Origin of the sequence: Rossellomorea aquimaris, from assembly GCF_000935355.1 — a bacterium.
Classification (GTDB): Bacteria; Bacillota; Bacilli; order Bacillales; family Bacillaceae_B; genus Rossellomorea; species Rossellomorea aquimaris_B.
The window spans coordinates 406,360-426,862 of sequence record NZ_JXZC01000001.1; the positions used below are offsets into that span (position 1 = coordinate 406,360).

Below are 20,503 nucleotides of genomic sequence, written 5' to 3' on the forward strand. Positions count from 1 at the left end.
CTAAACTACATCACACAATAAGTCGAAAAGTTTTCGTTCTAAACTAACGAACTTTTCTCACATTTACATCTTAATACAAGCGATTACATAAGTAAATAACAATAAAGTTATTGTTTTTGATAAGTTTTTCTTATCTAAAATAATAAACTCCTTTGGGTTTCTAGAAAAATATTGGTATAACAACATTTTTCCCCATGTCAAAACGTGTCGGCTGCCAGAAAATATTATTTTGAAAAAACAAATCTGTTAGCCTTTCCCTCTAATAATGGGTAGATGATGGTGGCATTCTATCCTTATGGAGGTGTTCTACAATGGCCAAACGTAAAGCTAACCATGTAATTAACGGCATGAATGCGGCAAAAGCACAAGGAAATGGTGCCGGTTACAATGAAGAGTATTCAAATGAACCATTGACTGAAGCTCAGCGTCAGTTTAATAAAAAACGCAAAACAAATCAGTGATTCATTTGTAAGGTGATGAAACGACCTGGGCTAAAAAGCGTGAACCAATCAGTTTCGTCACCTGCATATACACGCCTTCCTCTCTTCTCCCCTACCCTGTTTATGACTAAATAAAACCCGCCCTGCAATTATTTAGCAGAGCGGGTTTATTCTATATTATTTCTCTATTGCCCATTTACTTCATCGACGATGGAAGACAAGTCTGATTTGAATTGTTGAAGCTGTGCTCTTTGTGTCTCTGAGGCCACTTCAAGTGCATTCTCGATTTGTTGATATGCTTCGTTTACTTCATTCTTCAAATGAGCCAGTTGTGAACCATAACTGGCTCCATCCAATACTAGTTCATTGATTGTATTCTGAATTTCAGTAACACTTTGTTCAGCAGCCTGAAAGGCCTGTTGCTTGTTTTTATGGTAAGGCATGGATAATCTCTCCTTATTCTGAAATTAGCTTTTTTAGTATGGTCAAAACAGTTTGAATTTATACCCATGAATAAACTGTTTTCCAACATAGCATTCTAAGAACAGGAGGGATGCTTTATGAATAAAAATGATGGTAAAGACATGCGTAAGAACGCTCCGAAGCAGTCAGGACAGCCGGAGCCTTTAAGTGGATCACATAAAGTGAAGAATCGTAATCACACTCGACAAAAACAACATAGCCATCACGATATGTAAGCAATAAATAAGGGAGTGGGGAACTGTGATAACACAATCCACACTCCCTTTAATCGTCTAATGCAGTTTCTTTAATGCACTGATAATATCGTTCTGTTCAATGGAAGAGACAGTCCGCAGATCAAAGAGAACGGTCCCTTCTTGTATTCTTGTTAAGATGGAAGGGGTCCCTTTTCTGAGTTTATCATGAAGATCTTGAGCAGACAGAATGTTATGAGTTACGGAAACTAAATAAGTATCTAATTCAACGTCAGGCATCGTACCTCCACCTATTTGGCTTTTCCCTGCGATTATGTCGAAAGTGAAATCTGTTTTCAGCGAATTTACATTTTCTATTAAATGGTGGGATTGATTGAGGATAACTTCCTTTTTCCTGGTGATGGCTTCAATGGTCGGATTTTTATCCTGGGCTTCCCCTTTTATATAATGCAAGAGAGTCATTTCTAAAGCTGCCAATGTCATTTTATCTATGCGCAGTACACGAGCGAGCTGATGCTTTTTAAGTTTATCGATCCAATGTTTTTTCCCCGCAATGATACCTGCCTGGGGTCCGCCCAACAACTTATCTCCACTAAAGGATACGAGGTCCGCCCCCATTTCAATGATAGTCTTTACTACAGGTTCATTCCCGATCCCCAATTGTCTGAAGTCATAAAGAGCTCCACTCCCTAAATCTTCATAAAAAAGAATGTGTGGAAGTCGTTGGGATAACTGAACAAGTTCATTGGTGGAAACGGATTCTGTAAATCCTTTTATCACAAAATTACTTTGATGAACCTTCATGATCATGGCAGTCTCTTCACACAATGCCTCTTCATAATCCCTTAAGTGCGTTTTGTTCGTCGTTCCCACTTCAGAGAGCAGGGCCCCGCTTTCTTCCATGATGGAAGAAATTCGAAATGATCCGCCGATTTCCACGAGCTCCCCTCTGGAAACAATCACTTCTTTACGTTTGGCAAGCGCAGAAAGAATCAGGTATACAGCCGCTGCATTGTTATTCACAACCATGGCTGCTTCCGCACCGGTCAGTTCACATATGAATTTCTCAGCATGTGTGTGCCTCGACCCCCTTTTTCCCCCTTCAATGTCATATTCCAAGTTACTGTAGTGGCCTGCAGTCTCTTTAACATGTTCGATGGCGAGCTTTCCCAATCGGGCCCGACCTAAATTTGTATGCAGGATTGTTCCTGTTGCATTGATGACCTTCAGAAGAGAAAGGGAAACGGTTTCCCGCATCAAGGCATCTGCCTGTGCAAAAATCTCTTCAATAAAATCGTTTGTCAATGGATGTGGTCCTTGCCATTGTTCATTCAACAGGGCCCTGCGGCAGCTTGTTACCACTCTTTTTAATAGGTCCGTCCCTCTTTCCTTGGTGAGGTGATGCTTGTTGAGGAGAGTATGGAATTGATTGGCTTGTTGGAGTTCGTGGATGGGTGGGATGTGTCTGACAAGTTGTTTCATTAATAACCCTCCTTCATTCTTTATACTGATTATAACACCCTCACCAATTAAATTAGAACGAATACAATGTGTAAAAGAAGAAGTTGGGGGTCAGGTGTAAATGAGTAAGGAAAAGGAGGGTTTCTATTTAGAGAACTGGGAGGAGAATATGAAGGATTGGTTGTTGGATCCTGCTACGGTTCAATTGGATGAACAAGAGTTTAAAGTAGAATTTCTGGATACGACGGAAGCATTCATTGTAGAGATTGAGACAGAAAATATTTGTCCTGAGGAATTGATCATTAAGAAAAATGATACTCAATTGCTAGTATCGATATTGATGAAAGATGAAATCAAGGTGAGAAATCGCACTATACGCTTTCCATTTTGCTTAAAACAAAGGGCGATCACCTATTCAATTGAGCATCATACAATCGAAATCAATGTTCCCAAAATGGAATGCCCCACCCCCTCATCCTTCTTTATTCGAGTCCAAGGGTTATCTAATGAATAATCATATTCTCTAAATAGATGGAAAGGTCTGAGATAAACACTCAGACCTTTCTCCATGTTTATAAGGATTCGATCGAAGAGATGATACGGTCGACATCCGGGAAAACGCCTGTATCCAGTTTGGAATAAATCTTTTTATCCCCTACAGTAATTTCAAAGGCACCACCAGAGGACGGTAATAACTTTAGGTCTTGAATGTCTGAACGGAAATGGGTAAACAGTTGTTCCGCGAAACTCGCGGCTTTAGGTGCATAGTTTCACATCATGCAAAATTCGATTGTAATCGAAACTTTTTTCATCATGATTCTCCTCCTTTTTTGTGTCTGTTGGATTCCCCTATATTATAGAGGAATTTCAACTGTATATCATCTTATTTCCCCCCTCATTTCCAATTGATCTTCACTTCTCCTTTGCCCAATTGTATTTTTATCCTGTACAATTAGATTATTCATACATAAAGGGGTGAAGTGAATGAGCAGGGAAGAAATTATTCGTTTGACAGAACTTTCTTCAAAAGCCGGCTGAGGCTGTAAAATTAGTCCTAGTGACTTGACGCAAGTTTTGCGTCAGCTACCCCCTCAACCATTTACCGAAGCATTATTAGTAGGAAGGGAATCATCTGACGATGGTGGTATCTATCAACTTACAGATGAACTTGCTATGGTACAAACCGTGGATTATTTCACCCCGATTGTGGATGATCCATACCAGTTCGGTCAAATTGCAGCTGCTAACGCACTAAGCGATGTTTATGCAATGGGTGGAACGCCGAAAACCGCCTTAAATATTGTCGGCTTTCCTATTAAAAAGCTTGGAAGTGAAATACTTGCTGAAATCTTGTCCGGAGCACAATGTAAAGTGATTGAAGCTGGTGCTGTGACGGTCGGTGGCCATTCTATCGACGATCAAGAGCCTAAATTTGGTTTAAGTGTGACGGGAATCGTTCACCCGAAAAAGTATTGGACAAATAATGGTGCCAAAGAAGGAGACGTTATTGTTCTAACAAAACCATTAGGTGTTGGCATTTTAACGACAGGCATCAAACGGGAAGTGGTGACAGTTGATCAAGAAAAAGATGTGATCGAGGTCATGAGTACGTTAAATAAATTAGCTTCAGAAGTTTTACATGCTTACCATCCGAATGCAGTGACAGATGTAACAGGTTTTGGTTTATTGGGACACGCCTTTGAAATGGCTAAAGGAAGTAATGTGTCCATCCAGTTCTCATACTCATCCATTCCCCTGCTAGAAGGGACGAAAGAATTAGCAGCTCATGGAGTCATTCCTGGTGGATCCAAAGCTAACCATAAGTGGCTTGAAGGAAAAGTTTCATATGATCCGGGTCTTGAACAGGAAGATCAATGGATCTTATGCGATGCGATAACTTCAGGAGGATTATTAGTAAGTCTGCCTGAGGATCAAGGAGCAAAGTATATACAGGATTTACGGCTTCACTCTGTATCAGCAAGTATCATTGGCAGGGTGCGAGCGAAACAGGACTGGAGTATCCTGGTTGAAAAATAAGAAAACGGTGGCTCCTTTTGAACGAAGTAGATTTCTGCTACTAGCTATCAAAAGGACCACCGCTTATTTCTCTTCAATCATTTTGAGGAATTGACCGATCATTTTCCTTGATAATATTCTAACATGATAAGGGAATCGGTTTTTTTCTTTTGAGAAAGAATTGAACCAGATGACCTTCTTATCCAGCACAATGAATGGGATGCCCGTTGTAGAGTTTTCAGTGTTGAAGCACATTCCCGATTGTAAGGAGCTGCCGTCTTTACATTGGAGGATGACGTTTTTCTCTTTTGATACAGTTTTTAATACGTTCATTATATCCGGCGGGATATCTCTTGGATGCCCCACGTTCACCAGGATTGTTTCTTTAGCTGCCTGAATATCCTTGACAAGTTTACGGTGATCATCCATATCAATCCACTTCATTTTTTTGGTTGAAAGAGGAGCGAGTGTTGAACTTGTTTCCTTATGCCCCTTCTGTTGTAAATGTCGGATGAATTGATGAACCGGTTTGGATGAAGGAGTATTCTCCTGGATAAATTGATCGTTTCCAATAAGAACAAACTTCCCCCTCGCCCGTGTAATTGCAACATTGAGCAGTCTATCGCTTCCGCTCCGGGTAAGTAACGCCCCGGGATTTCCATGGGAAACCCCATCCACGAGGTCAAATATGATCATGTCATTTTCCGATCCCTGAAAACCATGAACGGTAGCGGCATATAAATCTGTCTGAGGATGTGTGCTCTTTACCAATTCATTTAGTAAAAGATTATACCATTTCGCTTGAATACGGTAGGGAGTTACAATTCCGATAGATTGAATTCCATCCTCGATTGCTTGCAGAGTAAGTTGGATCGTCACTACGCTAGATAGGACGTTCCAACGTGAGCCTTTTTGAGCCTCTGCCCATTCAGTCCCTTCTTTCAGTGAAAATAATACCGCTCCATGTGAAGCAAAAGGCTTTTTATTCGTAATTCCGGCTCTCTTCAATTGTACAGAATGGTGATCGCCTACCTTAGAATGGTAGATATAGTGATTGGTGAACGCCGAAATACTGGGATGCATCCTCCGCTGTTCTGGAAGTAATAATAACTGCGGGTGATCCAGGTCCCTGTCAACGGCATGTGCAACCTGCGCAGAATGAAAGATGTCTTCTTTCAGCCACTTCTTTACCATCGGATGAAAGGATGTGGAAATTGGTGGGAGCTGTTTGAAATCCCCGCAAATTATGATCTTCTTTCCCAGGGATGCAGCAAATGCTACCTGAGGTATATAGGCCATACTTGCCTCATCCACAATGACAAGGTCAAATTCTTCCTCATAAAGAATACCATCAATCGCAGCTTTTGAGAGAGTCGTCCCGATGACCCTTGCGTCTGTGACAAGTTCACCTTCTCTTCGTTTAAACTTTTCTTTGATTTTTTGATAATGAACCTCTAGCTGAGACAACCGTTCTGAGTCGTAACTTGAATACGTTTTAGCCAGTTTATTTTTTAACCTTCTCCTGTAGGTTTCGACCTTTTCTTTTTCCTCTGCCAGGCCGGGGTCAAGTCCTTCTAATATTTGAAGCACACTTAAATCTGTAACTTCTTCACTATACGCTTTCCTGTTGGTACCATAGCGGATGACTTCGCCTGCTTTCCACCGATCATGACTGCTGAGGAAGTGATGCATTTCTTCTATTAAGACATCAACCGCAGCATTACTATGGGAAAGAAGCAGCACTTTTTTCCCTTCAGAATAATGATAAGCAGCCACTCTGGCAAGGGTATAGGTTTTTCCTGTTCCAGGTGGTCCCCAAAGATACGTAACCGGATTATACTTACTGCGCACATATGCTTCATGAAGAGGGTTTTTAAACGGAGTATACGGATGCCTTGTTTCCCTCAATGGATTTATCACATGTTGAATACGCTGTGTTTTTCCATGACGCTCTTTTGCTTCGTCCAATCGATCGATCAGCTTCTCTAATATTTCCCATGGTTCGTGCAGTAGTTGACCATTTGAGATGGTGTCTCCAATGAACTGATCGAGCTCAATTATGCACTCCCGGTCCTCTGAACTAATCACCACCCCTGGGATTCTTGATTGCTTCCGTTTATAAACCACGCCCCCTCCTTCAGGTAAGGAGGCAGCATAACCAAGGGTGAACCAATAAATATAAGCATTCTCTTCTTTTCGGATGCATCTGCCTTCTTCTATCATAACTCCAGATGTTTCTCTTTTTTTAAGTTGTAGAATTTCCATATCAAGAGCGGTTTTCCATTCTTCTATCATTTCTATTGTTTTCAATTAAATCACCTTTGTTATACGTAAAATCACGAACCTTATCATATCAATTTATTAAGTGGGTGTATACGATTAAGGACTTATTGGGAAATTTTCATTGGCACTTATAAGAAAAAATCAAAAAAAAGAACCGAGATAAGATCCAGGTTCTTCCCCAAACTATTAAGGAATCACATGGCCTTGCCTGACTCCTCTTTTTCCTTTTCTACAAATCGGTCTGCGTAGTACAGAACATCTTCCACATATTGGTCGCTATGATTGTAGGCAAATACGGCTTGTTCGATTTTTCCGTCGGCTGCTCCATTCCGCGCTAAATAGTTGGCAGCACTGAAAACTGCATCCTCAATTTGAAAAGGATCGGCTATTCCATCCCCGTTAGCATCAACCCCATATCCGCCGTACTTTTCAATGACGGCAGGGTCTGTCTTTTGATCTGAAGGGATGTTTCCTTTTCCCAGACCTGAGCAAGTTGGATGGGACCAGCCCACAAAGGTACACGGCATAAACTGCATGTGTCCCTCTGCACCTGCTGGAGAGACGAGGGTCTTCATGGTTGAGAATTTCGTTTCGACCCGGTGATGGGCAGCCAGTAAGTACCAGGGTACCCCATATTCTTCTTGGGCTGCTTTATAGATGGGAATATATTCGGATGGGATCTCTTCTTTACCAATGGAAGACAGGTTATAAGAGACCTCTCCATTATAAACAGCATAATAGATAACTAAGACGATAATGGGAATGAGGACGATCGTAAATGGTGAGGATCGTTTTTTCTTACTTGGACGCTTTTTCTTTGTCACTTTTTTAGTCATTGAGGTTCGATCCTTTACAAGAATATTGATTCCTCTTGTATTTTAATATGAGATCCAATCCATGACAATCCATTATGTATAAATAAAAAAGATGACCCCTGAAGTCAGTTCTTTCTTCACCGGATGTAGGTAGAGAAATCATCGACTTAGGCCGGGGTCACCTAACCATTATTTATTGTTAACAAACAAACGCTGCTCCAACGATAATTAATAGGATGAATAATACTACGATTAACGCAAAGCCACCAGCGTAGCCACCACCGCAGCCATATCCATATCCAGGGTATCCATATCCATACATCATCAGTCACCTCCAGTTATCTTACTACGATATTAATGTATGTAGTGGACAAATTGTAGGTTAATTAAAATCTTCATTCACTTTTTGACCATGAAATACAGCTGGAGCAGATTGCCTATGAACAGTGGGTTTTGCTTATTGTGGAGAAGTGGAAAATGAGTAAAATGTCTAGATAAGTAGTGCTCGTTATAGAAAAAAGAGAGCCTGGAAAACTCCAGGCTCTCTTAGATTTTACATATGCTCTTTGGGTTCTTTGGTTTTTCTTGGCTTAGGTTTGATGTATAATCCCAGCTCTTTTTTCTCTTGATTCAGTGATTTATAAAGAGACAGCATCATCAGGGCCATAATGACCGAGAATGGCAGTGCTGCGACAATCAATGCATTTTGTAATGCCTGCAATCCTCCACTATAGAGCAGGATTAATGCAACAGTTGACTGAGCAAGTCCCCAAGTTAATTTCACATAGTTAGGTGGAGTTAAGGAACCATAAGTTGTTTGCATCCCCAGGACGAACGTAGCTGAGTCAGCAGACGTAATAAAGAAGGTTCCGATTAATGTGATGGCAATGACCGAAAGGATCGTTGACCATTCAAAACTGTTGAATACAGCAAATAATACCTCTTCTGTATTCAGACCTGATATATCTGTTCCTGCTTGTTGGACTTCAATGGCAGATGTACCAAAAGTAGCGAACCAAATGAAACTGACCAATGCAGGAAGCAGTAGTACACCGATTAAGAATTCACGAATGGTTCTGCCTCGTGAAACACGTGCAATGAAGATTCCGACAAATGGGGACCAGGAAATCCACCATGCCCAATAGAAAATCGTCCAGCCATTGATCCACCCGCGATGCTCTTCGTTTAATGGGGCAATCCTGAAACTCATGGCAGCGATGTTCTGAATATAGGCACCGATTGTATCAGTGAACATATTCAGGATGAGCAATGTAGGTCCGATAAAGAACATTAACACAAACAGTCCAATTGCCAGTACCATATTCGTATTAGATAGATATTTAATTCCCTTACTCAATCCAGACCATGCCGAGATCATAAATAAAACGGTGACTACCGCAATAATAATGAATTGAACGGTGAAATTATTTGGAACTCCCAGTAGATAGGAAAGTCCTCCGTTAATTTGCGCTGCACCGAATCCAAGCGTCGTTGCAACACCGACAACAGTGGCGAATACAGCCAGTACATCGATGATCGTTCCCAGTGGACCGTTCACTTTATCTCCAAAGATCGGTTTCAATGTAGCGGAGATTAAGCCGGGCTCATCTTTACGGAATTTGTAATAAGCAAGCGCTAAAGCGACAATCGCATAGATCGCCCACGCATGTATTCCCCAATGGAAAAACGTATAGCGCATTGATTCTTTGATCGCCTGATTCGTTCCACCTTCAGCAAGTGGAGGCGTCAAATAGTGTGACAGCGGCTCGGCTGCCCCCCAGAATACTAAACCGATTCCCATCCCTGCACTAAACAACATGGCGAACCATGTTCCTTTCGTGTACTCAGGTTTCTCGTCTGGCTTTCCTAATCTAATTGTTCCCATTGGACTAAAGATCAAGAATACGCAGAAAATAACAATCACTGTTACTAAAATAAGATAATACCAACCGAATGTTGAGGTGATAAAAGATTGCATATTGGCTGTTACGGTTTCAAAGGATTTAGGAGCGATTACTCCATAAGCAACAGAAGCCGCAACTAATGCAACGGTAATCCAGAAAACATTTGATATCCTCTTCATAAAATTCTCCTTTCCATTCTCAATGTTTTTTGCTCTTTACTGTATGAAGGTAACGACAGCCGGATTATGGGTGTTCATCATAGTATGTACACCAGCGGCAATAATCTTCATCATGAAAGAGTCTCAGTTAATGCAGATGGGAATATGTGCATTCTGAGGATTGTGGGGGAATAATTACTTATTACCTATTCCCTCACGACACTCTCATAAAACCAACATTTGTTACCCTATCAGAAAAAAGTTTAACTTTGCAAGTGATAACCACTAATTTTTTTTATAGTGTTTGTCATTTAAGCGTTTTCATCCCTCTTCTTTTTTAAAAATCGTTTTAAAATTGAAAGTCCATATAGGAATTTTTTAAGCTTGGGAGACTGGAAATGAAGACGCTTTAAGAATCCAGTAAAGCAAATATGTGTTGACCATCAGCACATAAATTTAGTAGAAGAAGAATAGGCATTGATGGATAGTATGAAAGATTTCTTCTAAATACACTTGAAGTTTTATCTGGGAATTCCGTATGAAGTTCTTGTAGTAATTTTCTTCTATCGGTGAATATTATTAAAAGAATGGATGAAAGGAGGTAGAGTCATGAAAAATAAACCAAACAAATCGCAACATGAAACAGCTGAAAAATTAGCTCAACAACAAATGGGTGAGGAAATTGAGATCAAATCCGTAGCTCCTTCTGCTAGAAAAGGTTCTAATGTTAATGGTAAATAGTTTTTTTGATACAAAAAGGACGCCCGAGTCGGCGTCCTGATTATTCGTTACTCTTCAATAATTTTCACTTTGACATCCTGTACACCATATTTTAGGGCATCTTTTTCTTTTTCCATGTAAATGTCGATGCGGTTTCCTTTTATGGCTCCTCCTGTATCTTCGGCACGGGCATAACCGTATCCTTCTACATACACCTTAGATCCCAATGGAATGACACTTGGGTCGACGGCAATGACTCTGGCATCAGGGTTTTCGATTAAGTCTACGCCTGTCTTTGTGATACCAATACAGCCTTCGCAATACGCTGTGTACGCCGTAGCCGTCACATTGACCTCTTTCACAACATTGTCCTCAGAATCCTCAGAGGACTTTGTATCTGCTGATTTAACCTCTTGATCTTCTTCTGATTCGTTATTCACAGTAATACCTTCTTCTAAAAGTTGTTGGCGTGTCCCAACTTCATCTATCGAAACATGATATCGATTTGCAATCTCCCAGAGAATATCGCCTTGTTCTATATTATGATAATCATTCATTGCAGTATCATTATCGTCTGAATCTGCAGTGGCAGATGTAAGCCCGATTGTTAGAAAAACTGTGAAGGAAAAAATGGAAAATAATACTTTTGTCATCTTGCAGAATTCCTCCTTTTGTGTTCGGTCTGTGAAACCAACAGTTGAAATAGTAACATAGACTTACCTCAGGCACATAACAAACTGTTTATAAACCGATAACAATTAGATGACAAGCGTGTAATATTTATTGTTTTCTGGCAATTAAGCTGGAAATGCTTCTAATTCTTTCATTTTCGGGAAAATGTTTGATGTGAAGCGTAGAAGATTCGTGAGAAAAATTGTGTTGAAGGAGTTTTTTGGAAGTTTACACAATGATCACCTTGCGTGACAGATTAACTCAAAAAAAACCACTGAGAATGATTTCTCAGTGGTTTTTAATCTATTATTTCGTTTCAAGAATTTTTACGTTAACTGATTTTCTGCCCCAGTCAACCGCTTGGTCTTTTGATGGGATGAATACATCAATTCGATTACCTTTAATCGCTCCACCAGTATCTTCTGCAGTAGCATAGCCGTAGCCTTCAACATATACCTTAGATCCTAGTGGAATGACATTTGGATCTACTGCAATTACTTTAGCATCTGGATTTTCTAAAAGGTTCACACCAGTGGCTGTCGTACCTGAGCAACCTTCACAACTCGCTGTGTATGCAGTCGCTTCTACTGTGATTTCCTTTACAGCTTCTTCTTGGGAAGCTGGTTCTTCTGCTGCAGGTTCTTCTTCAGCAGGTTGTGCCTCTGCTGGTTCTGCTTCTGGCGCTTCAGCTTCTGGAGCTACTTCTGCTGTTTCTTCTGTAGCAGGCGCTGCTGCTTGCTCAGAAGTATTTGCAGTAGCTGAAGGTGCTTTTTTATCGTCTAGATTGATGACTAATTCTTGTCCAGGGACAATAAGATCACTTTCAAGTGCATTCCAGCCTATTAAGCTGTCAACGGAAACCCCGTAATGGGATGATATTCCCCAAAGTGTGTCACCCTTCTTTACTGTATAGTACTCTTTGGAAGATACCTGAAGTTCCTGATCAGGATAGATAATGTGTGAATTTAAGTTATTCCATGTCATGAGTTGATCAACAGATGTTCCGTATTCTTTTGCAAGTCCCCAAAGTGTGTCGCCTTTTTTTACTTCTATGTCTTGTGCTGAAGCGCTAGCTCCACCAGACACTGCAAGTGTAGTAAATGCAGCCACAGAAATAATCGATTTTTTTAGTTTCATAGAAAAATTCCTCCTTATGTAGCTAGCGGTTTATTTATTTTTGCTAACAGGGAAAATACTAACATAGTAAAATCTCAATTCAATAACAGGAACTTTAATATCGTGCGTCAAGAATATTTCACGACTGTAATAGAAAGCGATTTCCTGTATAAACTATCATGTATAGGAATACTATGGTAATTATTAAAGAAAATTATAGTTATAAAGGATATTTATGGATTAAATAGCAAAAGGTTCTATTCAATTTGCAGTTGAAAATAGAGATCATTTTATCTTTTTTGTTAGCTATAAAATTTCAAATATTATATTTAATGAATAAGATTCATTTTTTTGGATGAAATAAGATTTAATCTTAACAAGGTAGAAGATTGCCTCTATACTATTAGAAGGAACGAATAATCTGGAGGATGACAAGGATGGAAAATCAGGAAGAAAATATCGTACTTTATAAAGATGATCCCGATGAGCACAGTGGTCGCTGTGAATGCGGCAACAATATTTTCAAATCTCGCGTATTAGATGGAAAGTTTTATCGAAAGTGTCAAGAGTGCGGTAAGACGAAAATCGTTTAATAAAAAAGGAAACCGACTTCAATTCGGTTTCCCTTTTTTTATTTATTCATTTTATGAATGATCGTGGAAGCAAACTGAACCAATTCGTCAGTCGTATGATTAATCTGCCTGATTGCTTCAACGATATAATTTAATTCAGACTGATTTCGTTTGAACATGCCCATATAGTTTTCCATCTCCATTTGGACAGTCATAATACCGCTTTGAACATTTCCGATCTCTCTTCGTGAATTTTCCGTTAAATCAGTGATGTTTCGAACGCGGTTGGAGACTACGCCGATTTGCTTGTTACTTTCATTTACAAGCTGATGAATGGAGGTGCTCAGTTTCTTTGAATCTTCTGCAAGCTTTCGGACCTCTGATGCCACTACTGCAAATCCCCTGCCTTCATTACCTGCTCGTGCTGCTTCTATAGAAGCATTTAAGGCAAGGAGATTCGTTTGCTCAGCTATTTGCTGAATTGAATTTGAAAGCGGCGTAATCTGTTCTGCTATCGTTTTAACACCCTTGATTTCATTTAACAGCGTTTTAATTTGCTCTGTAATGATGCCAAAGCTATCGATCATATTATCTGTTTGGTCTTTGTTCATATTGGAAAGCTGAAGGAGGTTTTTGCTGCTTTTCTCTGTGTTTTCAGATTCAGCCCGGATACGTTCCGCTTTCGTCGCGGTCTCGTTTAGGCTTTGTTCCGTTTGACTTAATGAAGAACCGAGCTCAGTGTTCATGTTGAGCATTTCTACTTGAAGGGCCTGGTTTTCTTGATGAAGTTTTTCCAGCTCATCCATCCTGCTTTGAATATAGTATTCAGATACGATGCTAGCGTCTAAGTGTATGCCATGATCAATCGCTACCAGAACGGAAGCGAGTTTAGATGGTTCGTTTTGGTAAAGCTCTACAATCTTCGGGATTAATAAATGCTGAATGGTGGTGTAGGTAGAAATGAACCAATCGATGGTAACACCATTCCGATTATGGGTTTTCCCCATTCGTTCCCTCATTGAGAAATACTCTTCATTCAACTCACCAGAGAATAGTGAACGGAAATAATCATGGAATACGGTCTTTAATCGCTCTCGACTGGAGTGATTTACAGCGATCTCAACTAAACTGGGATGCTTATATAGGTGGTCTAATACCGTTTCAAGTAAGGAATCGGATAATTGCTCATATACAGGGAGAACTTCTTTTAACTCGCTTAAATGGTGTTCCTGGAATTGCATATAGTGTAGTCTTTCATTCAGTTTCTTATCTTGTAGATTAATGAAGTTGGATGAAGGAACGATTACAGGTTCAATCTTAGGTTTTCTCGAAAATAAAACAGCCATAAGGGATTGCCTCCGATAGATTTTGGTATTTTTTGATCGATATGTATAAATTTTGTATAAGTTTAATATATCTACTTTACCCCAACTTTTTTCCTAAGACAATCTTTTTGTTTGCAAAATTTCAATAATTCAACCAAGGGTGAATCTATTTGCTATGTACCGAGACAAAACAAGTTAATCGACACAAATCAAGCTAAACCTAATCAGTTCCCCCAATATCATTTACTTCATTTGTTGTACAAAACATATACAAAATGAGGGACGGACCTTTGATCCCAGGAGCTACTCCCGGGAATCAAGGTCCGTCCCTCACTGCTTTACTGTGTTAAAATGATTGGCTCGTTTTTGGTTATGATGATAGTGTGTTCGATTTGGGCGACCAGGCTGTTGTCGGGTGTGATGTAGGTCCAGCCGTCGCCTTTTTCGATTACATTTTGTGCTTTTGTGGAGATAAAGGGTTCAAACGCGATCACCATTCCTTCTTTGAGAAGGGCATTATCCCATGGGTCGAAATAATTTAAGATATGATCAGGCTTCTCATGCAGAGAGCGGCCAACACCATGACCAGTTAAGTTCATAATCACCGTATAGCCATTTTTTCTCGCTTCATTATTAACAGCTTTACCGATTCCGTTTTGTTTAGAGCCGGCTCTTGCTTTTTGGAGACCCGCTTGGAATGCTTTTAATGCAGCTTCACATAAATCCGTAAGCTTAGGGTCTCCCTCTCCGACAACAAATGAAATTCCTGTATCGGCATAATACCCATTTTTAGAACCAGATACGTCTATATTGATAAGGTCACCCTCGTTAATCACTCGATCTCCGGGGATCCCGTGAGCGACTTCTTCATTCACACTAATACATGTGAAACCAGGAAAATCATATTCTCCTTTAGGGCCTGAAATTGCTCCGTTTTGTTCAAACAGTCTTCCAGCTATCTCATCTAGTTCTTTAGTGGTTACTCCAGGTTTTGTCTGAGATCGTAATTCATCACGGATCATCGCCACAATGCGGCCGATTTCTTTTAACGCTTTTAAATCTTCATCAGTTTTGACAATCATAATATCTTCCTTCTCTTTTTTGATATTTCACCTTCCCTTACTATACCGAAACACTCTATATTTTTAAAGGGAAAGCTGCTGTAAGGATAGACTTCACGGGATTTCTTCAATTTTTGTAAAGGCTTCTTTCCTAAACACTGTTGCAATAGTCTCAAAGGAAGTGCTCTGTACAATTAGTATGATACTTGATTATAGTGATATTCGCTCCCTCTCCTCACTCTATCAAACAAAAAGGAAGAGAATAGGGATGACGAAGGACATGATTGTGGCGGTTAATGCCATGGCGGCACCACTTACTGCGCCTTCCTTTTCGCCCTCTTTAATGGCTTGTGCCGTTCCCACCCCATGGGAAATCACGCCGAATGGAAGTCCCTTTGCAATTGGATGCTTCACTCCCAGCCATTTTATTATTGTTGGGATGATCATAGCCCCGAACATCCCGGTCACGATGACCACTGTGGGAATGACGTCAATATTCGCTCCAATAACCTTTCCAATATCAACGGCTACTGGGGTTGTAATGGTTTTTATAAGCAAGGAGCGATTCCATTGAGAAGGAATCCCAAGCCACATACTGAAAAAATATGAAAGGAGGATAGACATTCCGCTACCTGTGATAATCCCCAAAAGTATAGGCTGTATGTGCTGTACTAATAACTTTCGGTGCTGATATAGGGGAAACGCCAGGGCAACAGTAGCCGGACCAAGTAAATACGTTATGAAAGAAGTGAAATCTGCATACTGTTCATACGGGATATCCACGATCCATAATGTGACAATAAGAGCAATCGTACTGATAAATATAGGAATCGTTAAGGGGCTTGGCCAAAGACGGTGAATCTTTACACCGATGATAAAATAAAATACCGTTATGCCCATTGCCAGTAGAGAACTAATGAGATGGATCATGTTTTCGTTTCTCCTTCCATCTTATTAAACTCTCTGCTGATAAAGATGTAGCAATGAAACCAATCATTCCACTAACGACAATAATGACAACCAGTTTCCATCCAAACTCAATAAAATATGGCCCCAGTACCATGGCGCTAGCAGATAGTGGAAGAAAAAAGAAGGAGAAGTGTCTAAGAAAAAAACCTGAACCGTCCAGTAATAATCGTTCCTTCACCACGCCCGTTAATAATAAGAAGAACAAAAACAGCATCCCGATAATGCTGCCGGGAATCGGTAAGTGAAAGAAATCTGTACACCACTTTCCAATTTCAAAAAATAAACATAGAATGGCAATTTGAATGATGACCCTGATAACCTGCATGAGCTTCTCCTCTCCTCATATTCTTCTCACGATTTTAACACAAATGGTTGGTGAAAAGAGAATATAGGAGAAGAGAAAAGAGCATGGGCTCTTTTCCTCCCCATGCTCTTTAGAAAAAATATTATGGCTTGCCCGTGAAAAGAAGCTCCATATCAATTTTCATTCAGCTTATACGCTCTTATAATACTTTAACGAACGCTTCCGCTGTTGATTGACTGGATTGTGGATTTTGGCCTGTCACGAATTTACCATCCGTCATAACATGGTCGCTCCAAGCCTCTGATTTTTCGAATTGAGCACCTTGCTCTCTTAATTTTGTCTCTAATAAGAAAGGCATCAATGAATCGAGACCCGTTTGTTGTTCTTCTTCATTCGTGAATCCAGTTAGGCTTTTTCCTTCAACTAACCATTTACCATTTGATAATTTCGTTCCAACAAAGCCTGCTGGACCATGGCACACGGCACCAATCGCTTTGTTGTTTTCAGCAAAATGAGCCAGTGCCTGTTGAAGCTCTGGACTCTCAGGCAGATCAAACATCGTACCATGTCCTCCTGGTAGGAAGATACCAGCATATTCATTTACATTTAGTTGGGAAAGAACCATCGTTTGGTCAAGTTCCTTTGTGACACCCTTCCACTTCTCCACCTGTTCATTATCGAGGCTATTAGGATCTAATGGAATGCGGCCGCCTTTTAAGCTGGCCACATCTACTCCGAATCCTTGATTCTTAAATTCTTCATATGGTTCTGCGAACTCAGATAACCAAAGACCTGTTTCGTGTTCATCATCAATTTTGCTTTCATTTGTTAAGACCATTAATATTTTTTTCAATGTATACCCTCCATTTTTAAATAGCTGATTCCCTACCCTTTTGTTTTATCCACTTCTGATGAAATTAAACTTCAGTCTAATAATTATTGTGTGTAAATAAAAGCTCATTTCGTATTCATTGCAGTTAGCATTAGCAGAAGTTTTAAAACCAGACATAAAAAAACGACTCCCTTGGAGGGGGTCGTTTTGATGCTGGTAATCTCAATAGGGTGGGTACCGGCTAATTCATGTGGGTTCTATCCGGGTGTTGAGTGAATCGGAGACGATAAAAATAGATTACTCCATGGGCGACCTTCTAATAAGTGGTCAGATATCAAATTGGAACTGAATTTTCTTTTCGTTGTGATCCCAGCTAAGATAAGCTGAGAATTCCTTTTCGCCTTTTTTGAAGCCGTCGATTCGATCGGATTTCCCATCGGCCAACACCTTTTTTACCATCGCTTGTGTAATTCGCTTCGAGAGTATGGTTTTAGAAATTGTAAAATTGCATTTCGTCTTTTGATAATTGGAACATCCATAGAATTTTCCTTTATCTATGACCTTTCCACCGCATTTTAAACACGTGCCCATGCTGGTTTTTGCTGCACTTTTTCCTTTCCGCCCTTTTGCTCGCTGGATGGAAGCTGTATCCAGGTCCTTGAAATTCCACATTTTAGAATCTTCAAGGGCATTTTGAACAAGCCGATCGCTTAATTTCTTCACTTGTTCCATGAATTCAGGCGCAGACGCCAAGCCTTTTCCTATTTCTTGTAATCGCTGCTCCCATTTGGCTGTCATTTCAGCTGAGGCTAACACGTTTTCTCCAATGGCTCGAATTAAAACCTTTGCCTTGTCAGTGGGATAGACGATGTTCTTTTGAATATCAATATACTGTCGATCTTTAAGCATGGTGATAATCCCTGCACGGGTCGCTTCTGTTCCAAGACCTTCTGTTTGCTTTAACACCTTTTCAAGCTCGTCATTCTCCATATATTTTCCCGCTGTTTTCATTAATGTTATCAGCTGTCCTTCAGTGTACCGCTTAGGAGGCTGAGTTTTTCCTTCCTTCGTATGAATAGCATTTACGACACCTTTGTCTTTTTCCTTTACGGGTGGAAGCAGCGGTTCATCCTCCTTCTCGTTCTGCATCAGAACCTGCCTCCAGCCCTCTTGGAGAATTTGCTTTCCTTTGGAAACGAACTCAGCCCGTTCGTCCACAACGGTAGTGATGGTTGTATAATTAATCACAGCTTTATCGTGATGTGCGGCGATAAAGCGTTTAACCACTACATCATATATCTTCTTCTCATCACTGAATAGGGATTGTGGATCAGTCACCTGTTCAGTCGGGATGATGGCGTAGTGATCGGAAACCTTCGCTTCATTTACAAAACGCTTGTTGTTCAGTAAGCTAGCTTGTGGAGTTGGGATCCAGTTAGTGTACGGACTGAATTCCTTAAGCTTAGATAATATTTCCGGAAAGGTTTCTGCTTCGCCTTTTGTTACATATTGTGAATCTGATCTTGGATACGATACTATACCCTTTTGGTAAAGCTTTTGCAGAACATCCAGTGTTTTCTTAGGGGAAAACTTATACATTTTGTTTACCGTTGCCTGAAGTGAAGAAAGATTGAAAAGCAATGGAGGCGCAAACTCTTTTCGTTCTGTTTTCATTTCATCTACGCTTGCAGGCTTATTTTTGCAAAAAGAAGCGATTTTTTCTGCCAGCTCCCGAGATTGAATCCGGGACTCCCCCTCCTTTTGCCAGATGCCTTCGTACGTGTGGTCACCGATTTGAAAGCTTGCCTTCACTTCCCAAAAAGGTTCGCTCTTAAAACGATCTATCTCCTCATCTCTCCTCACAATCAGAGCGAGTGTCGGGGTTTGAACCCTTCCAGCAGAAAAAACATCAGACATGCCTTGTTGTTTTAATAGGATGCTATATGCTCTTGATGCGTTCATTCCGACAAGCCAGTCGGCACACGCACGGGAATAGGCTTCATAATAGAGGGGGCGCATTTCAGTCTCTTCTCTTAAACTAGTAAACCCTTGAAGGATCGCTTTCTCTGTTAAGGATGAAATCCATAACCTCTTCATCGGTTTCTTCACTCGGGACATGGAAACGATATTTCGGATGATCAGTTCCCCTTCACGTCCCGCATCACCTGCATGGATGATTTCCGTGACTTCATTTTTCTTAAGAAGCTCCTTGATGACTGAGAATTGTTTTGCTTTTGCCCGTTGAAGCTCATATTGAAATCGGAGAGGTATGATGGGAAGGTCTTCTAAAGTCCACTTCTTCCATTTACTTTCGTATTTTTCAGGGGCTTGAAGCTGGAAGAGATGTCCTACAGCCCAGGTAATATATGCACCATTGGGGAACACATCGTTTGAATGTATTTCAATGTATCCTTGCCGCTTTCGATGAGGAAAAGGCTTTGCAAGGGTTGCTCCTTGGTCGGGTTTTTCGGCAATAACGACTTTCATAACATTCTCCTGTCCATGTCTATGATTCCTTTATTATAGCATGTTTTTTAGAACTCTTGTTCTATTAATCCAAGGAAATCACAGTTGTATTTTATCGGTTATATATTACATCATTTTCCTACAAAGAGGTCGTTCGTATCTGCTCTGGACAACTCAGCATTGTTACAAGAGTGATCGCCATCGCCTGATTTAATATTTCAACGTAAAAAAGTGCTACAAATAAGGAATCTTATCTGTAACACCTTTATGTTATTGGCCTATACTTTCTAAGTTTCCTTTAATATCTTGAAGTTGATTAAATGTATTCACGATTTCAAGGTTTTTCAATTCTGAAACCTGTACTTCTCCCTTATCTATCTCGACCAGGGCCCGATCAATCCCTTCTAACGCTTGACCGTTATATTCTTCCACTTTTTGGTGAATGTTATCTGCCACTTGAGGCGGAGTGAGATCGTTGATTTCTTGTATTTCTGTTTTCATGTCTTTTAATCTTGCTTCAAGTGTCGGGATGGTGGAGGGGTCTGCTGCAGCATTTTCCACTAATCCAGGGAAGTCATTGGCAAATTGTTCTGCTTCATTGAGGTAATCGGTCATTTCCTCCACATAGGTTAAACTGTTGTTAGCTTCTTCGAGAATCCCACAGCCTGCCAGCATAAAAAAGCTGAAAATGATCAATATTTTCTTCAATGTA

General features: G+C 40.3%; 21 protein-coding genes and 1 pseudogene. 6 read left to right on the forward strand and 16 right to left on the reverse strand.

From position 1 onward, the window contains the following. Nucleotides 1-311 precede the first annotated feature (311 nt). Nucleotides 312-461 (forward strand): small acid-soluble spore protein O, encoded by a 150-nt coding sequence (gene sspO, locus TV75_RS02170; protein ID WP_044337000.1) that lies wholly within the window; start codon nucleotides 312-314, stop codon nucleotides 459-461. A gap of 164 nt (nucleotides 462-625) precedes the next feature. Here the strand turns inward: sspO and TV75_RS02175 are convergent, their stop codons facing one another. Continuing rightward, on the reverse strand, nucleotides 626-883 hold the full coding sequence (locus tag TV75_RS02175) for a hypothetical protein (protein ID WP_044337001.1): 258 nt from the start codon (nucleotides 881-883) through the stop codon (nucleotides 626-628). Nucleotides 884-1,000: 117 nt separating this feature from the next. Here TV75_RS02175 and TV75_RS02180 point away from each other — a divergent pair, with 117 nt between their 5' ends. Further along, a complete protein-coding gene (locus TV75_RS02180; RefSeq protein ID WP_044337002.1) occupies nucleotides 1,001-1,138 on the forward strand; it encodes a small acid-soluble spore protein P in 138 nt (45 codons plus the stop codon). Nucleotides 1,139-1,195: 57 nt separating this feature from the next. Here TV75_RS02180 and selA read toward each other — a convergent pair whose 3' ends face one another. Continuing rightward, nucleotides 1,196-2,599: an L-seryl-tRNA(Sec) selenium transferase gene (gene selA, locus TV75_RS02185; protein WP_044337003.1), complete on the reverse strand. Its 1,404-nt coding sequence runs from the start codon at nucleotides 2,597-2,599 to the stop codon at nucleotides 1,196-1,198. Between the two features lie 100 nt (nucleotides 2,600-2,699). Between selA and TV75_RS02190 the strand changes: the two genes are divergently transcribed. Then, the gene (locus TV75_RS02190) at nucleotides 2,700-3,092 is read left to right on the forward strand and encodes an Hsp20/alpha crystallin family protein (RefSeq protein WP_044337004.1); all 393 of its coding nucleotides are present in this window, start codon (nucleotides 2,700-2,702) and stop codon (nucleotides 3,090-3,092) included. Nucleotides 3,093-3,150: 58 nt separating this feature from the next. Here the strand turns inward: TV75_RS02190 and TV75_RS22585 are convergent. Beyond that, a pseudogene (locus TV75_RS22585) lies at nucleotides 3,151-3,336 on the reverse strand (Rdx family protein); the annotation flags it as partial. 226 nt (nucleotides 3,337-3,562) lie between these two features. On the opposite strand from TV75_RS22585, the gene selD reads away from it, so the two are divergent. Beyond that, nucleotides 3,563-4,615: a selenide, water dikinase SelD gene (gene selD / locus TV75_RS02195; RefSeq protein WP_082051112.1), complete on the forward strand. Its 1,053-nt coding sequence runs from the start codon at nucleotides 3,563-3,565 to the stop codon at nucleotides 4,613-4,615. Between the two features lie 63 nt (nucleotides 4,616-4,678). Here the strand turns inward: selD and TV75_RS02200 are convergent, their stop codons facing one another. From TV75_RS02200 to TV75_RS02210, 4 genes are all read right to left on the reverse strand, one after another. Further along, a complete protein-coding gene (locus tag TV75_RS02200) occupies nucleotides 4,679-6,904 on the reverse strand; it encodes a DEAD/DEAH box helicase (protein ID WP_052504394.1) in 2,226 nt (741 codons plus the stop codon). A 167-nt stretch (nucleotides 6,905-7,071) separates the two neighbouring features. Beyond that, complete coding sequence (locus TV75_RS02205) at nucleotides 7,072-7,713, reverse strand: lytic transglycosylase domain-containing protein (RefSeq protein ID WP_044337006.1); 642 nt, start codon at nucleotides 7,711-7,713, stop codon at nucleotides 7,072-7,074. A 178-nt stretch (nucleotides 7,714-7,891) separates the two neighbouring features. Continuing rightward, a complete protein-coding gene (locus TV75_RS22245; protein ID WP_172655644.1) occupies nucleotides 7,892-8,014 on the reverse strand; it encodes a YjcZ family sporulation protein in 123 nt (40 codons plus the stop codon). A gap of 231 nt (nucleotides 8,015-8,245) precedes the next feature. Beyond that, nucleotides 8,246-9,775 (reverse strand): glycine betaine uptake BCCT transporter, encoded by a 1,530-nt coding sequence (locus tag TV75_RS02210; protein WP_044337007.1) that lies wholly within the window; start codon nucleotides 9,773-9,775, stop codon nucleotides 8,246-8,248. Between the two features lie 588 nt (nucleotides 9,776-10,363). Here TV75_RS02210 and TV75_RS22465 point away from each other — a divergent pair. Next, nucleotides 10,364-10,495 (forward strand): hypothetical protein, encoded by a 132-nt coding sequence (locus TV75_RS22465; protein WP_301280408.1) that lies wholly within the window; start codon nucleotides 10,364-10,366, stop codon nucleotides 10,493-10,495. Between the two features lie 47 nt (nucleotides 10,496-10,542). Here TV75_RS22465 and TV75_RS22470 read toward each other — a convergent pair whose 3' ends face one another. Together TV75_RS22470 and TV75_RS02220 are read right to left on the reverse strand one after the other, a co-directional pair. Continuing rightward, on the reverse strand, nucleotides 10,543-11,127 hold the full coding sequence (locus TV75_RS22470) for a 3D domain-containing protein (RefSeq protein ID WP_044337008.1): 585 nt from the start codon (nucleotides 11,125-11,127) through the stop codon (nucleotides 10,543-10,545). Between the two features lie 325 nt (nucleotides 11,128-11,452). Further along, nucleotides 11,453-12,283: a 3D domain-containing protein gene (locus tag TV75_RS02220; RefSeq protein ID WP_044337009.1), complete on the reverse strand. Its 831-nt coding sequence runs from the start codon at nucleotides 12,281-12,283 to the stop codon at nucleotides 11,453-11,455. Nucleotides 12,284-12,699: 416 nt separating this feature from the next. Here TV75_RS02220 and TV75_RS22055 point away from each other — a divergent pair, with 416 nt between their 5' ends. Continuing rightward, nucleotides 12,700-12,855: a hypothetical protein gene (locus TV75_RS22055; RefSeq protein ID WP_172655591.1), complete on the forward strand. Its 156-nt coding sequence runs from the start codon at nucleotides 12,700-12,702 to the stop codon at nucleotides 12,853-12,855. Between the two features lie 38 nt (nucleotides 12,856-12,893). Here the strand turns inward: TV75_RS22055 and TV75_RS02225 are convergent, their stop codons facing one another. The 7 genes from TV75_RS02225 to TV75_RS02255 all read right to left on the reverse strand — a co-directional run bounded on the left by TV75_RS02225 (nucleotide 12,894) and on the right by TV75_RS02255 (nucleotide 20,499). After that, nucleotides 12,894-14,180, reverse strand: a complete 1,287-nt coding sequence (locus tag TV75_RS02225) for a globin-coupled sensor protein (protein WP_052504395.1) — start codon at nucleotides 14,178-14,180, stop codon at nucleotides 12,894-12,896. Between the two features lie 317 nt (nucleotides 14,181-14,497). Next, entirely contained in the window at nucleotides 14,498-15,241 is a 744-nt protein-coding gene (map, locus tag TV75_RS02230) for a type I methionyl aminopeptidase (RefSeq protein ID WP_044337010.1), read from the reverse strand. A gap of 222 nt (nucleotides 15,242-15,463) precedes the next feature. Continuing rightward, nucleotides 15,464-16,150, reverse strand: coding sequence for an LrgB family protein (locus tag TV75_RS02235; protein WP_044337011.1), 687 nt, complete (start codon nucleotides 16,148-16,150; stop codon nucleotides 15,464-15,466). Continuing rightward, entirely contained in the window at nucleotides 16,134-16,514 is a 381-nt protein-coding gene (locus TV75_RS02240) for a CidA/LrgA family protein (protein ID WP_044337012.1), read from the reverse strand. The genes TV75_RS02235 and TV75_RS02240 overlap by 17 nt, the downstream gene beginning before the upstream one ends. A 178-nt stretch (nucleotides 16,515-16,692) precedes the next feature. Then, complete coding sequence (locus tag TV75_RS02245) at nucleotides 16,693-17,346, reverse strand: type 1 glutamine amidotransferase domain-containing protein (protein WP_367379295.1); 654 nt, start codon at nucleotides 17,344-17,346, stop codon at nucleotides 16,693-16,695. Nucleotides 17,347-17,652: 306 nt separating this feature from the next. Further along, nucleotides 17,653-19,812 (reverse strand): DNA topoisomerase III, encoded by a 2,160-nt coding sequence (locus tag TV75_RS02250; protein ID WP_044337013.1) that lies wholly within the window; start codon nucleotides 19,810-19,812, stop codon nucleotides 17,653-17,655. 249 nt (nucleotides 19,813-20,061) lie between these two features. Beyond that, nucleotides 20,062-20,499 carry a DUF6376 family protein gene (locus TV75_RS02255; RefSeq protein WP_052504396.1) on the reverse strand — a complete coding sequence of 146 codons (438 nt, stop codon included), beginning with the start codon at nucleotides 20,497-20,499 and terminating at the stop codon, nucleotides 20,062-20,064. Nucleotides 20,500-20,503 lie beyond the last annotated feature (4 nt).

What these genes read in the sequence shown, in the direction of transcription:
- TV75_RS02190 (WP_044337004.1), top strand. Translation starts at nt 2,700, where the DNA reads ATGAGTAAGGAAAAGGAGGGTTTCTATTTAGAGAACTGGGAGGAGAAT.
- TV75_RS22465 (WP_301280408.1), top strand. Translation starts at nt 10,364, where the DNA reads ATGAAAAATAAACCAAACAAATCGCAACATGAAACAGCTGAAAAATTA.
- TV75_RS02180 (WP_044337002.1), top strand. Translation starts at nt 1,001, where the DNA reads ATGAATAAAAATGATGGTAAAGACATGCGTAAGAACGCTCCGAAGCAG.
- TV75_RS02250 (WP_044337013.1), bottom strand. Translation starts at nt 19,812, where the DNA reads ATGAAAGTCGTTATTGCCGAAAAACCCGACCAAGGAGCAACCCTTGCA.
- TV75_RS02175 (WP_044337001.1), bottom strand. Translation starts at nt 883, where the DNA reads ATGCCTTACCATAAAAACAAGCAACAGGCCTTTCAGGCTGCTGAACAA.
- TV75_RS02240 (WP_044337012.1), bottom strand. Translation starts at nt 16,514, where the DNA reads ATGCAGGTTATCAGGGTCATCATTCAAATTGCCATTCTATGTTTATTT.
- sspO (WP_044337000.1), top strand. Translation starts at nt 312, where the DNA reads ATGGCCAAACGTAAAGCTAACCATGTAATTAACGGCATGAATGCGGCA.
- selA (WP_044337003.1), bottom strand. Translation starts at nt 2,599, where the DNA reads ATGAAACAACTTGTCAGACACATCCCACCCATCCACGAACTCCAACAA.
- TV75_RS22470 (WP_044337008.1), bottom strand. Translation starts at nt 11,127, where the DNA reads ATGACAAAAGTATTATTTTCCATTTTTTCCTTCACAGTTTTTCTAACA.
- TV75_RS22245 (WP_172655644.1), bottom strand. Translation starts at nt 8,014, where the DNA reads ATGTATGGATATGGATACCCTGGATATGGATATGGCTGCGGTGGTGGC.
- TV75_RS02235 (WP_044337011.1), bottom strand. Translation starts at nt 16,150, where the DNA reads ATGATCCATCTCATTAGTTCTCTACTGGCAATGGGCATAACGGTATTT.
- TV75_RS22055 (WP_172655591.1), top strand. Translation starts at nt 12,700, where the DNA reads ATGGAAAATCAGGAAGAAAATATCGTACTTTATAAAGATGATCCCGAT.
- map (WP_044337010.1), bottom strand. Translation starts at nt 15,241, where the DNA reads ATGATTGTCAAAACTGATGAAGATTTAAAAGCGTTAAAAGAAATCGGC.
- TV75_RS02225 (WP_052504395.1), bottom strand. Translation starts at nt 14,180, where the DNA reads ATGGCTGTTTTATTTTCGAGAAAACCTAAGATTGAACCTGTAATCGTT.
- TV75_RS02220 (WP_044337009.1), bottom strand. Translation starts at nt 12,283, where the DNA reads ATGAAACTAAAAAAATCGATTATTTCTGTGGCTGCATTTACTACACTT.
- TV75_RS02210 (WP_044337007.1), bottom strand. Translation starts at nt 9,775, where the DNA reads ATGAAGAGGATATCAAATGTTTTCTGGATTACCGTTGCATTAGTTGCG.
- TV75_RS02205 (WP_044337006.1), bottom strand. Translation starts at nt 7,713, where the DNA reads ATGACTAAAAAAGTGACAAAGAAAAAGCGTCCAAGTAAGAAAAAACGA.